The organism is Algoriphagus lutimaris, assembly GCF_017051705.1.
Lineage (GTDB): Bacteria > Bacteroidota > Bacteroidia > Cytophagales > Cyclobacteriaceae > Algoriphagus > Algoriphagus lutimaris.
On the sequence record NZ_JAFIDJ010000002.1, the window covers coordinates 476,498 to 492,415 of the forward strand.

The following is a 15,918-nucleotide window of genomic DNA, read 5'->3' on the forward strand; positions in this document are numbered from 1 at the left end:
CTGGATAGAAATCAATGCTTTACTCCTTTTATCACATTAAAGGAAATCAATCTTATGTGATAACTATCTTTGGAATCCAATGAACAGATTAAGTTTATATTGGATTCTACAGATTATTGGCTGGGGATCCTTTGCCTCCGTACTTATATTCTTTGCCTCTTTATCTGGTGGGAGTCTTACACCTGCACAAATTTGGGCGTTCATTACTTTATCCGCCTTTTACTTACTATCAAGCCATCTTTTAAGGTATATCGTAAAGACCTATGAATGGTTTAAACTGGAGTTACCCCAACTACTCCTTCAGGTAATATTGGCATTACTTGCCCTGAGTTTGGTGACTACGATCGCACAAATATTTATCAATCTGGGCTTTGGATTATTAAATCCGAAAGAAGACTTCAGGTTCTTGATTATTTCGGCGAACCTATTCCTAAGTTTCCTTTTTTATGCGCTCTGGTTTTTATGTTACTTTCTGTTCCATTTCCTTGATAATTATAACAACTCATTAAAATATGAGGCAAAGATCAATGAAATACGACTGAACCATCTTAAAAGCCAGCTGAACCCTCATTTTATTTTCAATGCCTTAAACAGTGTTCGGGCTTTGGTGGATGAAGATCCGGTAAAGGCCAAATCTGCAATAACCCGAATTTCCAATATTCTTCGCTTTAGCCTTATGATGGATAAAAAGCAGGTGATTGAATTTGCAGATGAACTAGCTACTGTAAAAGATTATTTGGCATTGGAAAGCATTAGGTTTGAAGAGCGTTTGGAAGTAATCTATAATATCGAGGACGATGCCTATAGCTATAAAATCCCTCCAATGATGCTACAAACCATTGTGGAAAATGCAATTAAACATGGCATATCCAATTTAGTAAAAGGAGGACTCATAGAAATAAAATGTAGAGAAGGAATCGATGACGATCTCTACATCCAAGTAAAAAATAGTGGTAGGTTAATCACCCCTCCTACCCTAAAAACCAAACGAGAAGGTGGACATGGGCTCAGTAACACCCTACAGAGACTCAAACTCATTTATGGAGAAAAGGGTACATTGCGTATCTTTAACTCAGGAACCCAGTTCGTTATCACTGAAATAAAAATCCCAAAACAAAGAGTTAACTTAGAGTAATCAATAAAAAATAACATGCGAGCAATTGTAATAGATGATGAAAGACTAGCTCGAAAAGAGCTTATCACCCTTTTAAATCAATTGGAAAGTGTAGAAGTAGTCGGAGAAGCCGTGAACGTGGATGATGCCAAAGAAAAAATTGACCAACTTAATCCAGATGTGATTTTTCTGGATATTCAAATGCCAGAAAAAACAGGCTTTGAATTACTAGAGGAATTGGACCAGGTACCCCATGTGATCTTCACTACCGCCTATGACGAATATGCCTTGAAGGCTTTTCAAGTGAATGCACTGGATTATTTATTGAAGCCAATTGAACCCAAAAGACTCGAAGAGGCAATTAATAAATTATCTACCAAAATTGAAGGCGGCTCCAAAAAAGAAGAAGTTTCTTACTCCGATAATCAGAAAAAACTTACGTTGGACGATCAAGTATTTGTCAAAGATGGTGACAGATGTTGGTTTGTTAGACTTTCCAACGTACGATTATTTGAATCAGATGGTAACTACATCAAAGTATATTTTGACAACTTCAAACCAATGATTCATAAATCATTAAATGCTTTGGATGAACGCTTGGATGAAAAGTCCTTTTTCAGAGCTAGTAGAAAGCATATCATCAATTTAGGCTGGGTTGAAGGAATAGAACCTTGGTTTAATGGAGGCTTAGTGGTTACCTTAAAAGGAGGCGATAGAATTGAGGTAAGTAGAAGACAAGCAGCACGATTTAAGGAAATGATGAGTCTTTAATCTTTAGTCAAAATTTCATACGCAAAAAAAAGCATTTGATTTTATACATTAAATTCGGTAATTAGTGTAAATTATAGTTCGATGAATTTCATCCAAAACTAATCATCACTAACTGAATACCTTAAGCGCCTTATGAAAGAAGAGCGGATTTTAATAGTCGAAGATGAACTCAGTATTGCTGAAAATATCCAAGAGATCTTAGAACTTTTGGGATATGTCAATATTGATATCGCTAACTCGGCAAACCAATGTATTAAAGTCATCAAGAAATACCGACCAGATTTGATATTTATGGATATCAAACTCAAAGGTGACAAAGATGGAATTGAATTAGGTGAAATCGTAAAACAAATGGTCGATGCACCTTTGGTGTACGTCACCTCTTACAGTGACCCTACTATCATCGAAAGGGCTAAAAGAATTAACCCTGCAGGCTTTATAGTGAAACCATTCAACACGAATGATATTCACGCCATCGTAGAAATAGTTCTTTATAATAAGCGTACTAAACCAAGCACAGAAGCGGCCGTATCAAAATCTACCAACGACAGCCCTTTCTTAGTGACAGATGCTGTGTTTATTAAAGCGGATAATGCTTTTGAAAGAGTTCCATATAATGACATCTATTATGTAGAAGCCAATGGGAACATGGTCACGATATTTACCAAAAATCGAGATTTCAGTATTCGTAAGTCCATGAAAGAAATTGAAGATATTCTTCCTTCTCAATATTTCTTACGAGTTCAAAAATCATACATTGTACATTTAGGACAAATTGAGTACTTCAACACCAAAGAAATCACTCTTAAGCAAGGTGCCGTTGTACAAGTAGGTAGGCAATATTATAATAGTTTTCTTTCCAAATTGAACACTATTACGGAAAGTTAATAAACAAAAAAGGTGAGCAAAACTCACCTTTTTTGATAACCAAACAATCAACCAAATTAACCCTTACGAGTAATTATCTTTAAGATTTTAAAGGCCTGAGATCAATCAATTCCAATTGATTCTCAGGCTTTAATGTTTTTAAGTAGATGTGGTAAACATCCTCATTTTGTCCGATAGTATTCGTTGGTTTAGTATTTTCAAATCGGGCAGTATGCTCTTGTGTGTAGGAACTTGCTTCTGTTTTAGCTTTCCAAACAATGGTGAAAGCCATTAGTAAGCCAAGTACAGCACAAATGTTTTTTTGGGATAAATATGTAGCTATCATGGCAGTAGTATTTATAGTTGGTTTAATTTCGATGATAGGTATATGCCAAAAAGTGACCCAAAGTGTAAAATCGGCCTTTAACAGCAAATAGAGCTGGTTCACCTAATTTGGACTGTACAAAAACGTACACAACATCCCCATTGACGGACAAAAACTCAAACAAAATTTGGTTGTCCTTTTTAAAAGTATTTTCAGGACTATTTCTAAAATTCTAAAAGCTGTCTATTTAGAACCTTAAAATCAAAAAATTCAACAAATAATACCTTCCAAATGCTCAGCAAAGCATTCATCATTTGAGTAAAAAGCATTTGTAATTATATTACCCGGGTAAAGTTTACCTACAGCTACTTTACGATGAAATCTGCAAGTTTCTTAATTTAAGCGTTTTGGGCATGATCAAATTCTTCAGGAAAATCAGACAGCAACTTCTTTCCAAAAATCAGGTGAGTAAATACCTGGTTTACGCTTTTGGAGAAATCATCTTGGTAGTAATAGGCATTTTGATAGCGTTGGGAATCAATAACCTGAATCAGCAGCGAATCAATAAAAACATCGAACAAATCTACCTTCAAGGATTGAAGGAAGAATTCCAGACCAGTAAGATCAAACTAGAAGAATTAATTCAAGTCAATCAAGGAAATATTGACGGAGCAAAAAGTATCCTGACATTTGTCGCGGATCCAAACAATAGCCCGGAAGAAAAGGAGTTTTCAGAATTACTATACCAATCATTTTCTTCTGACATCGCCTTTAACCCTAATAATTCTCTATTAAATGAAATGATCAACTCAGGAAATCTAAAGATTTTAAGCAACTCTGAATTACGGCGTTTGTTAACCAACTGGATTTCCACACTAGAAGATATTAAAAGACAGGAAAATGAACTGGATATTCAAAGGGAACATGTGTTAAATGAATTCAGAACCGAAGGCAACAGCCTTCAAACCATTTTAAAACAAGTCGGAGTATATCAACAACTAGGTATCCCCACTGTGAGAAAGGAACAAAGCAACTTAAAGCTTTTGTCCTCTACTGAATTTGAAAATAATATCCTGATGTTCATTTTAGCTAGCCATGCCACAGGAGATGCCCATTACCTACCACTAATGAGGGAAATGGATCAAATTTTAAATTTGATCCAGAAAGAAATTGAATGATGTAGGATTCGAATAAAAAAAGCTCCGAATTGATCGGAGCTTATATCATTACTATGAAACCAATTTACAATAATTCGTTGGCCAAGTTTGCCAACTCAGAACGCTCCCCTTTTTCCAGTTTTATATGAGCATATAATGGATGGTCTTTCACTCGGTCGATGAGGTAAGACAGTCCATTCGATTGAGAATCCAAATAAGGAGTGTCAATCTGATGTACATCTCCGGTAAAAACGATCTTCGTATTTTCACCAGCTCGGGAAATAATCGTTTTAATCTCATGTGGTGTCAGGTTTTGGGCTTCATCCACAATAAAGAAAATATTCGATAGAGACCTTCCTCTGATATAAGCCAGAGGCTGAATAACCAGTTTTTCCTGATTGACTAATTCCGTGATCTTCTGAAATTCCTTATCAGTCTCTTTATATTGATTTTGAATAAATTTCAAGTTATCCCAAAGAGGCTCCATATATGGGTTCAACTTAGATTTGATATCACCTGGCAAATACCCTATATCTTTATTGCTCAAAGGAACAATAGGCCTTGCCAAGAATATCTGTTTATAATCTCTTCGTTGTTCCAAAGCTCCAGCCAACGCTAGTAAGGTCTTTCCGGTACCTGCTACCCCTTGAATAGATACCAAGCGTATTCTAGGATTGGTTATAGCATTGAGCGCAAAGGTCTGCTCGGCATTTTTCGGCTTAATATTATAAGCTAATTTCTTATCTACACGCTCCAAAATATTCTCTTCCGGATTGAAATAGGCTAAAACAGAATTCTTATCACTTTTTAGAATGTAATAGGCATTGGCTTTTCTCTTTCGAGTTCCTAAAACCGACTTCGCTTCTATGTATCCAATTTCATACAGTTTGTTAATCGCATCCGGATCTACATTATCCAAGAAATATTTACCTGTATTTTCAAGCTCTGTAATATTCTTGATTTTACCGGTTTCATAATCTTCAGCAAGTAATTCCAGCGATTTCGCCTTGAGTCGAAGATTAATGTCTTTGGATACCAATATGACCTTCCTATTCTTTTCATGCTGTTTGAGATAAAGTGCAGCATTCAGAATTTTATGATCATTCTTCTCTTCACCAAAAATTTCATTGGCATTCATCTGGTTCTCTGGATTCATTAAGACTCGAAAGTTTCCTCTCGTCTTTCCATTCAGAGGAGTCCAATTGTGAATCATCTGATCTTTGGATAGTTTATCCAATAATCGGATGAATTCCCTTGCCTCAAAATTCTTGGTGTCATTGCCCTTTTTGAACTGATCCAGTTCCTCCAACACAGTGATCGGAATGACCACATCGTGTTCGGCAAAATTCATGATGGAGTTGTGTGCATATAGGATTACTGAAGTATCCAGCACAAAGATTTTCCGATCTTTATCGGCTTTTGCTCTTGGCATGCGTGCGGTAGGTTCTAATGGTACTGACTTAGTATAATTTAGAAAAATATTGACTGTAATGCCTCTATTTCTTCAATAAATTATTACTAAAAAAAATAAAAAACACCCTATTTATTTGACTATCAAGTGAATAAAAAAGGGTGAAAATTATCTTCGCACCCTTTTATTAAGCCTAATCTTCAGATTATGCCAATAATGCAGCAATATCATCTTGATCCAAGCTCTTCATAAAGCTTTCTTCTGTTCCGATTAACTCTCCTGCAAGCGCCAGTTTTCTATTCTGTAAAGCCATAATTTTTTCCTCCACAGAATTACGACTGATAAACTTGTAAATAATCACCTTATTTTCTTGGCCAATTCTATGAGCTCGATCGATGGCCTGAGCTTCTACTGCTGGGTTCCACCATGGGTCAAGTAAAAATACATATTCTGCTTTCGTCAAGTTCAATCCTACACCACCTGCCTTCAAAGAGATTAAAAACACCTTAATATCTTCTTGCTCTTGAAAGGCCTCTACCTGAGCCTGCCGATCTTTGGTTGAACCATCCAAGTAAGAAAATGGAATGTGCTCTTTCTCGAGATATTCTTTCACGATCGCCAAATGCCTCACAAACTGACTAAATACCAATACTTTATGACCTTCCGAGATAGTAGACTGAAGCATATACGTAATATCTTCCAACTTACCGGATTCTCCTTCATAATCATCTCTAACCAATTTTGGGTGATTGGCAATTTGTCTTAATTGGGTAAGACCTCGTAGTAAGGTGAATTGCTGTGAATTTCTTCCTGTTGCTTTTATATCTGAAATAATCTTTTCTCTATAATAGCTCTTTACCTCCTCATAAACCGATTCCTGCTCTGCAGTCATAGCGGAATATTTCACGTTGGTGATCTTTTCAGGTAAATCCGTAGCCACTTGGGATTTTAGCCTTCTCATGATAAAAGGCTTAATCATTGAATGAAGCTTGGTAGCCTTATTTTTATCATTTTGCTTCTCAATAGGCAAAAGGAATTGCTTTTTGAAGGAATGCTGCGTTCCAAGCAGCCCAGGATTCACAAAATTCATTTGCGACCACAGGTCCATGGTACCATTCTCCACTGGAGTACCGGTAAGAATCAATCGCTGTTTACTTTTCAGTTGATTTACCGCAGAAGCAATATTACTATTGGGATTCTTGATCGCTTGTGATTCGTCTAGTATGACATAGTTGAAAAAGAAGTCCTTGAGGATATCTATATCCAACCTGATGATTCCATACGATGTCAGCACAAGATCATATTCACTGAATCGATAGGGATCTTTAATACGATTTGTGCCGGTATAAACCAGAATCTTTAAATCTGGAGTGAATTTTCTTGCCTCTAATTCCCAGTTGTAAATCAAAGAAGTAGGCATTACCAATAACGAAGTTTGTCCTTCATTCACCTCTGCCTCATGAGCCAACAAGGCTAAAGTTTGGACCGTTTTACCTAAACCCATGTCATCCGCCAGACATCCACCAAACTTAAATTCATTAAGAAACCTAAGCCAATTATAGCCGGCATGCTGGTAAGGTCTTAAGGTTCCTGCAAACTTCTTAGGAACTTCATATTCCTCTATGGTCTCAAAATCACGAAGCTGCTCCAACTTCCTACTCAAGGTTAATTGAACAAGGTTTCCTGACTCCAAGGTCTTTGCTAAAGCCAAATGATGTTTCCTCATCATCATTTGGCCGGTCCCACCTTTATCTTCTAAAAATGAAAAGAGTTCCGAATAATTGACAAACCATGAAGCTGGAATCACCGCATATTCACCATTGGGAAGTTCAAATTCAGTTTTCCCTTGAACTAATAGTTTCCTCAATTTGGCAAATGGCACCAGATATATTCCAAACTTGATCTGGGCATTTACATCAAACCAATCGATGTTCTCGTTTACTTCGATCGAGATTTGAGCTCGACCAATATGATACGTTTTCCCCTTTGGACTTTCCTTTTGCTCAAATTTAAACCCTTCTATTTCCAGCCTATCCAAATGCTCACTGATCCAGTCAAAAGCCAGGGACTTGTTCATAGCCCTTTTGCCATGGTCAAAGTCCAGCCCTCTTTCCTCCAAGTACTTTACAATCGCTCTTTCCTTTTCCTTACTTCTAATTACTTTATGGAAAATGTAATGCTCTCCATTTTCTTCTAATCGTACCGAATTATTGATGGATTCTGCGGAGTCAAACACATAGTCTCCATATTTATATTTCAGTGAAAACACCAATTGATCCTCTTGACTTTTTTCTACTTCTTCCCCAAAGAGGTCGATTCCAGAATTCCCTGGAAGGTCAGCAATACAAAGAATAGGCTGTGGATTGCCTCTTTCCACCTTGATATCAAACCCTTCCGCATAAACATCAAAAACTGAAAGTAACTGGGTAATAAATTTCCTGTAATATTCTCTTTCGAAGCGCTTATCAATGACAATAAACTTCTTATTTAAGAAAGGCTTAAGCTTTTTGCCGTCTATGCCCTTTTCAAAGCTGAACAGCATTTGGTTCACTACCAACCAAGCAGGGTTGTGGCAAACTAAATAGCCATGTCTATACTGCCATTCCAGCTTTGCTCCTTTGTACTTAATCGTTGGAAAGTAATGAGTATTTTCTTCGTTTTTTCTAAAGTGGAATAACACCGTCGCTTTCTGATCCGTCACCTCGATTTCCTTCCAAATCGGATTCCCGTCGTTCCCCATTTCAAAGAATCTCTTACCTTTCAACAAGGGAAATATCTTAGATCTAGTATGCTCTAAATTTTCCTCAATCAGCTTTTGAATCGTTTCATTCCCGGAATTCTCATCATAAATTTTACGTAGAAATTCCTTTGGTTTCAAGTTTCTTTTGTTGTGCTTTCTAACCACCACTTCTTGCTGCATGCTGTCCATTAATTTGATCAGCTCAAAATCTGCCTTATCCAATTTGGATGAAAACTCATGGGCATTGACAGAACTGATATTTTGATGCGCCAAAGAAAGCCTTCCTTGTTCATCAAGTTGGATTACAAAAGAGTCAAGTAATAAGCCGAGGTATTCATGACTAAAAAGGGAATAAATAATCTCAAAGGGTTTCTCTGGATCAACTATCATAATCAGGGTCTTAGTATAACAGCACGGTCTTTTATTAAAGTAAGATTTAATAAAAGCAACCAAAAATGTAGTATTCATCACTTTTTGCGATGAATGCAGCTTGAAAATTACATAAAAATTGATCAGAATGGAGCCTCAACAGCCCTTTTTTCCTAAAAAAGTGATAAAATAAAGAAAATGGGCTCCTTCTAAATTCAAAAGGAGCCCATTTTTTTATTCACTTTCTACAGAAGAATTTATTTCTTCTATTTCTTCCTTTTTAGGTTCTTCTTCCTTGTGCTCTGGAAAAAATCTCCCTTGGAATATCAAGATTATTGCCACTCCAATAAAAATAGAAGCGTCGGCAACATTAAATATAGGCCATAGAGCAGTATAATCGCCACCCCAGATGGGAACCCATTCTGGAATATATCCTTCCCAAATGTCGAAATAGAACATATCTACTACCTGCCCATGAAACCAAGGTGAAGGAGCATTATAAGGCGCATTGTTTAACCAAACCCCATAAAATATGGAGTCTACCAAGTTTCCTATGGCTCCTCCCAATATCATGGCAATACATACAATAAATACTGGATGACTTTTTTGCTTGATAATATGGTATAGATAGTATCCTATTCCAGCCATTGCTACCAAACGAAAGGAAGTCAAGATCAATTTACCATATTCAGATCCGATTTCCATCCCGAAAGCCATTCCAGGATTAGTGGTATAATGAAGCTTAAACCAATCACCGAAAATCGGGATTTGACCCGGCGAACCAAAATCCATTTCGAAATGGACCAGCATTTTCACTGCCTGATCAATTAAGATCACCAACAATGCAATGCCAAAATATTTAATGTATCTATTCATTCTTAATCGATTGACCTCAGGCCTTTTCTACTTTTACTGCAATTTCAAAATCATCCATCTCCAAGGTAATCGCTTCCTGAAGGTCCTTTTCCAGAGTAAGACCTAATGCCTGAGTTTCAGATTGAATATAATCCCCAAAATTCTCTGTAGAAGCCATTATCAAATCAGAAGAAGGCTCAATGAAAATTTTGATTTTATCCTGAACTTCCAGTCCCATATCTTTTCTTAGGTTTTGGATTCTGTTCACCAAATCTCTCGCCACTCCTTCTTGCTTCAATTCTTCCGAGATGGTCACATCTAAGGCTACGGTAACTCCCATATCAGAGGCAACGGACCAGCCAGGAATATCTTGCGAAGTGATCAATACTTCTTCTAACAATAATTCCAAAGCTTCTCCATCCACATCTATTGAAATTTTTCCATCACGCTCGATGGTAGCAATTTCCCCTTGTCCCCATGAATTGATGGCAGCCACAACAAATCTCATTTTAGGGCCTAGCTTTTTACCTAATACAGGAAGATTTGGCTTCACGCTTTTTACAAGTATGCCGGAAGCATCGTCAATGAATTCAATTTCTTTGATATTCACTTCAGATTTAATCAACTCTTCTACATGTTGGATTTGTTCCTTTGTTTTCTCTTTAAGAATAGGAATCAATATTCGCTGTAAAGGCTGCCGCACTTTTACTTTTTCCTTCTTTCTCAAGGAATGAACCAAAGATGAGATGGTCTGTGCCAACTCCATGCTTTCTTCCAGATCCTTATTGATCAAATTGGAATCCGCATTATTCCAATCTGTTAAGTGAACGGATTCTTTACCTTCTTTGCTGGACTTAGTCAAATTCTGGTACATCCAATCAGAATAGAATGGAGAGAAAGATGACATCAGCTGCGTAAGGGTAAGTAAACATTCATACAAGGTTTCATAAGCTGCTTGCTTATCTGTATTCATGTCTCCTCTCCAGAATCTCTTTCTTGCTAATCTTACATACCAATTGGATAATTGATCTACTGTAAAATTCATGATCGCTCGGGTAGCTTTGGTAGCATCGTAATTATCCATAGCTTCTTCCACCTCAACAATCAAAGACTGTAGTTTGGAAACGATCCATTGATCTAGTTCGGCTCGTTCACTGACAGGAATAAGTTTGGATGGGTCATACACAAATGCATCCAAATTGGCATAGAGAGCAAAGAAATTATAAGTGTTTTGAAGGGTTCCAAAGAACCTTCTTTGTACCTCCCCAACCCCATCTAAGTTGAACTTCAGGTTGTCCCATGGGTTGGCGTTACTCAACATGTACCAGCGAACTGCATCTGGCCCATACTCTTTTAATGTCTTGAACGGGTCCACTGCATTGCCCAATCTCTTGGACATTTTGTTTCCGTTTTTGTCAAGAACCAAACCGTTTGCAATTACATTTTTAAATGCAACGCTATCAAACAACATCACCGCGATTGCATGCAAGGTAAAGAACCAACCTCTAGTCTGGTCAACTCCTTCAGCAATGTAATCAGCTGGATAATTCGCTTTAAACACATCTTGGTTCTCAAATGGATAGTGCCACTGTGCATAAGGCATGGCTCCAGAGTCAAACCAAACATCGATCAAGTCTGGCTCTCTGAACATTTTTTCACCCTTTTCTGATACCAGTACCACATCATCTACATAGGGTCTGTGTAGGTCTAGTTCTTTACCTTCATAAGGAGATTTCTCCATGAATCCTTTCGTCACAGACTTTTCTATTTCAGTCTGTAAATCGGCGATAGACCCAATGCATTTCTCTTCAGTTCCATCCTCTGTTCTCCAAATAGGCAATGGAGTTCCCCAGAATCTTGATCTACTCAAGTTCCAGTCTACCAAATTCTCTAACCAGTTACCAAAACGTCCAGTCCCTGTTGCTTCAGGCTTCCAATTGATGGTCTTGTTTAACTCAACCAATCGATCTTTATAAGCCGTGGTTTTAATAAACCAGCTTTCTAATGGGTAGTACAATACAGGCTTATCCGTTCTCCAGCAGTGAGGATAGCTATGTTCATACTTTTCTACTTTGAAGGCTTTATTTTCATTCTTCAAAATAATGGAAATGATGACATCCGTATTTTTAAAATCGGCAGCATTCTCATCATCTTCCGTATAATTTTTCACATAGAAATCATTCACCCCATATTCTTTATGGGCTGTGATTCCATGCTCTTTCATTTTTGCAGATAGATATTCTCCTACCACAGAAATGAATTTTCCTTGGCGATCTACAATCGGCAATTCATTTCCTTGCTCATCTTTCACAAAAACACCAGGCACATCATTTTGAACCAACGTCCTAAAGTCATCCGCACCAAAAGCCTTTGCCAAATGGACAATACCTGTACCATCTTCAGTAGTCACATAGTCTCCTGAAACGACAGTAAATGCAGGTGCGGGAAGCGCTAAGGCTTCAATTGGAAAAAGTTGTTCATATTCCCAACCTAGCATATCCTTTCCTTTGAACTCAGCTACGATCTCAAAAGGAATTAATTTATCTCCTGCTTTGTAATCTTCAATTTTAAGTTCAGCGGCCTTTGGATTCAGGTATGCATTCATACGCGCCTTTGCCAGAATCACTTGACAATGTTCATGGGTGTATGGGTTGAAAGTTTTCACTTTCACATAATCCAAGTTCTCGCCAATGGCCAAGGCAGAGTTGGAAGGCAAAGTCCAAGGTGTAGTAGTCCAAGCAAGAATAAACGTGTTCTCCTCTCCCTTTAATTTAAACTGTGCAGTAATGGAAGTATCCTTCACATCTTTATAGGTTCCTGGTTGGTTCAACTCGTGTGAACTCAATCCGGTCCCTGCAGCAGGAGAAAAAGGTTGAATGGTATACCCTTTATACAACAATCCTTTATCATAAAACTTCTTCAGCAAGTGCCAAAGAGTTTCAATGTAATTGGAATCAAAAGTGATATAAGGATCATCCAAATCTACCCAGTAGCCAATTTTTTCAGTCAATTCATCCCATTCATTTTTGAATCGCATGACTGTCTCCTTACACTTCTTGTTGTATTCTTCGACAGATATTTTCTTACCGATATCTTCTTTTGTAATACCAAGCTCCTTTTCAACTTGAAGTTCTACCGGAAGACCATGGGTATCCCAGCCACCTTTTCTTTTTACCTGAAACCCTTTTAAGGTTTTGTATCGGCAAAAAATATCTTTTAGGGTTCTCGCCATGACATGGTGGATCCCAGGAGTACCATTGGCAGATGGTGGCCCTTCAAAAAAAGTAAAGGTTTCTGCACCTTCACGGTTTGAAATAGATTTTTCAAAAATCTTATGGTCTTTCCAGTACTGAAGTACGTCTTCTCCTATAGCAGGGTAATCGACTTGTTTGAACTCTTTATATGTTTTCACAATATCCTTTCTTGTAAGCAAGTAGGTGATTTGATTCCAATTATTGCTTTTTAAGCTCCTAACAGTCAAAATTGTTCGGACTCATTATTATTGGAAAGAAAACCAAAAGGTTTTCATGCTCCTCAAAAGCAGGCACAAAGATAAGAGAATTACCCCTTTTTATGTGAGTTGAAGGGAAAAAATGGCGGGATTGGGTAACTACTGGCAAATTTTTGAAAACAAATGAGCAAGAGTAAAGGTCCTCAGGAAATTAAAAGCCTTTTTAGCGCCTTTCCAATTTGGATTATTTTCTAGGCCATTTACTATAAGCAGGCATTTTTATCCAGAAATTTACACAAGAGACTATATGCTCTGAAATGGAGTTTGTAAATTTCAAGAAATTTCAACCCCCTATTGTTAATGAAAACCAAAATCCCTCTTTATATCTTTTTGGCAATCTTGGCTTTTTCATGTGCCAGCCCAAAAGAAGAGACTACAGAAATTTTTTCAGGCAACCCTATCTCTACCGGTTGGTATGCTGATCCTGAAGGAATTGTTTTTGGGGACGAATATTGGATTTACCCTACCTTTTCGGCGGGCTATACAGACCAGCTTCACTTTGATGCGTTTTCTTCCAAGGATTTAATAACCTGGGTAAAACATGAAAATATCTTAGATACCTCAGCCATAAAATGGGCAAAACAAGCCATGTGGGCCCCGGCTGCCATAGAAAAGGATGGCAAATACTACTTATTCTTTTCTGCCAATGATGTTCAAAGACCGAGCAGGGCAGGGTGGGATCCTGACAATGACATCAACCATTATGGTGGCATCGGGATAGCAGTGGCTGATTCACCTGCTGGACCATTCAAAGATTATCTAGGAAAACCCTTAATAGATGATTTTTACAATGATGCTCAACCGATTGATCAATTTGTTTTTAAAGATACTGACGGACAATACTACATGTTTTACGGAGGCTGGAGTCATTGTAATATTGGTAAATTAAATGATGACTTTACCGGATTTGAGCCTTGGGAAGATGGAGAGTTGTTTCACGAGATCACTCCTGAAGGGTATGTAGAAGGACCTTTCATGTTTATCCGAAATGGTAAATATTATTTTATGTGGTCAGAAGGTGGCTGGACCAACGACAGTTATAAAGTTGCTTATGCCATGTCAGACAAGGTAACTGGACCCTATGAACGAATTGGAACCATTTTGGAATCTGATACTACCGTAGCCACGGGTGCTGGTCACAATTCTGTTATTCAAAAACCAAATTCAGATGACTGGTATATGGTATACCATAGAAGACCAATCCCTAATCAGGGTAGAGATCACCGAGTAACCTGTGTGGATGTGATGGAATTCAATCAAGATGGTACCATTAAGCCCATTAAAATGACATTTGAAGGAGTAGCTGCCAACCCTATTATTGAATAAGAGAAAAGTTTCTTTATTTAAAATTAAGCCTTTTGTAATTGAAAGAAACAAGAAAGGATAAGATGAAAACGAACCGCTATCAGGTAGCGGTTTTTTTATGATATATTAGATTCTTTACTCTCAGAATCTTATGAAACTTAATTCTTCTTACTTCGGGGACATATTTGATGATGTCGTATTGAAATAAAAGAGGAATGAAAAAAGTATAGGATCAAGTAGTAGAGAAAAAAATAGCCATGTCATCTTAAAAAGACTTGATTCCCTGAATTTTACCATTACATTCTTTCTATAAATAATCAACTGGAAGCTTTACCAAACTTGTCTTTCTAAGGCTATTTGTCTAATTTCCAGCCTTATACCGCCCAAAATCACCTTTTTAAATGGTTGGAGTTACCAACCAGTTCAAGCTTCATTCTTTAACCTTTAGCATATGAAAATTTATTCTCGCCTAGTTATCCCATTGTTGGTAACGATCATTCTTGCATTATTGAAACTTTATTTGGGGGGATTATCTAAAGATTGGGAGGGATGGATGGCTTATTTACCCTCCATCAATACCATATTGATTATTAGTGGATTTACCTGGTGCTTATTGGTAGGGATGCAAATAGTAAAGTCCATGTTTTTAAAACAATATGACATCTCTCAAGAGGACAACCTCCGGGCAAGAAAAGTCTATACACAGATCAATATCCTTGTGAAAATTGCCAATTTTATCATCATTCTGTTCTCCATTGGTTTAGTTCTATTATCTTTTGAATCTGTCAGAAAAGTAGGGGTTGGATTTTTTGCTTCAGCCGGGGTAGCTGGAATCATCATCGGTTTTTCTGCACAAAAAGCTATTGGAACCTTGATTGCCGGAATTCAAATTGCCTTTACTCAACCGTTTAGATTGGAAGATGCAGTGGTAGTAGAAGGTGAATGGGGATGGATCGAAGAAATCAATTTGAATTACATCGTCGTGAGAATATGGGACCTAAGAAGACTGGTACTTCCTACAACCTATTTCTTGGAAACCCCTTTCCAAAACTGGACAAGAACTTCAGGTGATTTATTAGGCTCTGTTTTTCTTTATACGGATTATACGATTCCTTTTAACGAACTCAGAAAAGAATTGGACCGCATTCTGGAAACAACAGATCTTTGGGATAAGAAAGTAAAAGTATTACAAGTCAGCGATACGAAAGAACATACCGTAGAAACAAGGATTTTGGTAAGCGCTAAAAATTCACCGATTGCCTGGGATTTAAGAGTATATGTTCGGGAAAAAATGATTGAATTCATTCAGAAAAATTATCCTGAATGCCTACCAAAAACTCGTGTCTTAATGGAAAAGGAAAAGAGCTAATCTCTTTAGACTAGACTTCTTTGTACTATCTATTGGAGCCATATTATTGGTGAGCATAAAAGTAATGGTCGGTTATATCAGGCATTTGGTAATGGTAAGCCAAGTTAATTTTGAAAGACCTGTT

The 15,918-nt window shown here is 37.4% G+C and carries 11 protein-coding genes; 6 read left to right on the top strand and 5 right to left on the bottom strand.

What is annotated here, in order from left to right; genetic code table 11:
- Positions 1 to 79: 79 nt before the first annotated feature.
- The 3 genes from JYB62_RS12915 (at position 80) to JYB62_RS12925 (ending at position 2,773) form a co-directional block, all read left to right on the top strand.
- Positions 80 to 1,135, top strand: coding sequence for a sensor histidine kinase (locus JYB62_RS12915; protein ID WP_205645847.1), 1,056 nt, complete (start codon positions 80 to 82; stop codon positions 1,133 to 1,135).
- A 15-nt stretch (positions 1,136 to 1,150) separates the two neighbouring features.
- Positions 1,151 to 1,885 carry a LytR/AlgR family response regulator transcription factor gene (locus JYB62_RS12920; RefSeq protein WP_074225628.1) on the top strand — a complete coding sequence of 245 codons (735 nt, stop codon included), beginning with the start codon at positions 1,151 to 1,153 and terminating at the stop codon, positions 1,883 to 1,885.
- A 132-nt stretch (positions 1,886 to 2,017) separates the two neighbouring features.
- Positions 2,018 to 2,773: a LytR/AlgR family response regulator transcription factor gene (locus JYB62_RS12925; protein ID WP_205645848.1), complete on the top strand. Its 756-nt coding sequence runs from the start codon at positions 2,018 to 2,020 to the stop codon at positions 2,771 to 2,773.
- A 79-nt stretch (positions 2,774 to 2,852) separates the two neighbouring features.
- Here the strand turns inward: JYB62_RS12925 and JYB62_RS12930 are convergent, their stop codons facing one another.
- Complete coding sequence (locus JYB62_RS12930) at positions 2,853 to 3,098, bottom strand: hypothetical protein (RefSeq protein ID WP_205645849.1); 246 nt, start codon at positions 3,096 to 3,098, stop codon at positions 2,853 to 2,855.
- A 392-nt stretch (positions 3,099 to 3,490) separates the two neighbouring features.
- Here JYB62_RS12930 and JYB62_RS12935 point away from each other — a divergent pair, with 392 nt between their 5' ends.
- Complete coding sequence (locus tag JYB62_RS12935; RefSeq protein ID WP_205645850.1) at positions 3,491 to 4,255, top strand: DUF6090 family protein; 765 nt, start codon at positions 3,491 to 3,493, stop codon at positions 4,253 to 4,255.
- A gap of 64 nt (positions 4,256 to 4,319) precedes the next feature.
- On the opposite strand, the gene JYB62_RS12940 is transcribed toward JYB62_RS12935, so the two are convergent.
- The 4 genes from JYB62_RS12940 to ileS all read right to left on the bottom strand — a co-directional run bounded on the left by JYB62_RS12940 (position 4,320) and on the right by ileS (position 13,021).
- The gene (locus JYB62_RS12940) at positions 4,320 to 5,666 is read right to left on the bottom strand and encodes a PhoH family protein (protein WP_205645851.1); all 1,347 of its coding nucleotides are present in this window, start codon (positions 5,664 to 5,666) and stop codon (positions 4,320 to 4,322) included.
- A 184-nt stretch (positions 5,667 to 5,850) separates the two neighbouring features.
- Positions 5,851 to 8,775: a DEAD/DEAH box helicase gene (locus JYB62_RS12945; protein ID WP_205645852.1), complete on the bottom strand. Its 2,925-nt coding sequence runs from the start codon at positions 8,773 to 8,775 to the stop codon at positions 5,851 to 5,853.
- Positions 8,776 to 8,988: 213 nt separating this feature from the next.
- Entirely contained in the window at positions 8,989 to 9,630 is a 642-nt protein-coding gene (locus JYB62_RS12950; protein ID WP_205645853.1) for a lipoprotein signal peptidase, read from the bottom strand.
- A gap of 16 nt (positions 9,631 to 9,646) precedes the next feature.
- Positions 9,647 to 13,021: an isoleucine--tRNA ligase gene (gene ileS / locus JYB62_RS12955; protein ID WP_205646627.1), complete on the bottom strand. Its 3,375-nt coding sequence runs from the start codon at positions 13,019 to 13,021 to the stop codon at positions 9,647 to 9,649.
- 399 nt (positions 13,022 to 13,420) lie between these two features.
- Between ileS and JYB62_RS12960 the strand changes: the two genes are divergently transcribed.
- The gene (locus JYB62_RS12960; protein ID WP_205645854.1) at positions 13,421 to 14,446 is read left to right on the top strand and encodes a glycoside hydrolase family 43 protein; all 1,026 of its coding nucleotides are present in this window, start codon (positions 13,421 to 13,423) and stop codon (positions 14,444 to 14,446) included.
- 430 nt (positions 14,447 to 14,876) lie between these two features.
- Positions 14,877 to 15,794 (top strand): mechanosensitive ion channel family protein, encoded by a 918-nt coding sequence (locus JYB62_RS12965; protein ID WP_205645855.1) that lies wholly within the window; start codon positions 14,877 to 14,879, stop codon positions 15,792 to 15,794.
- Positions 15,795 to 15,918 lie beyond the last annotated feature (124 nt).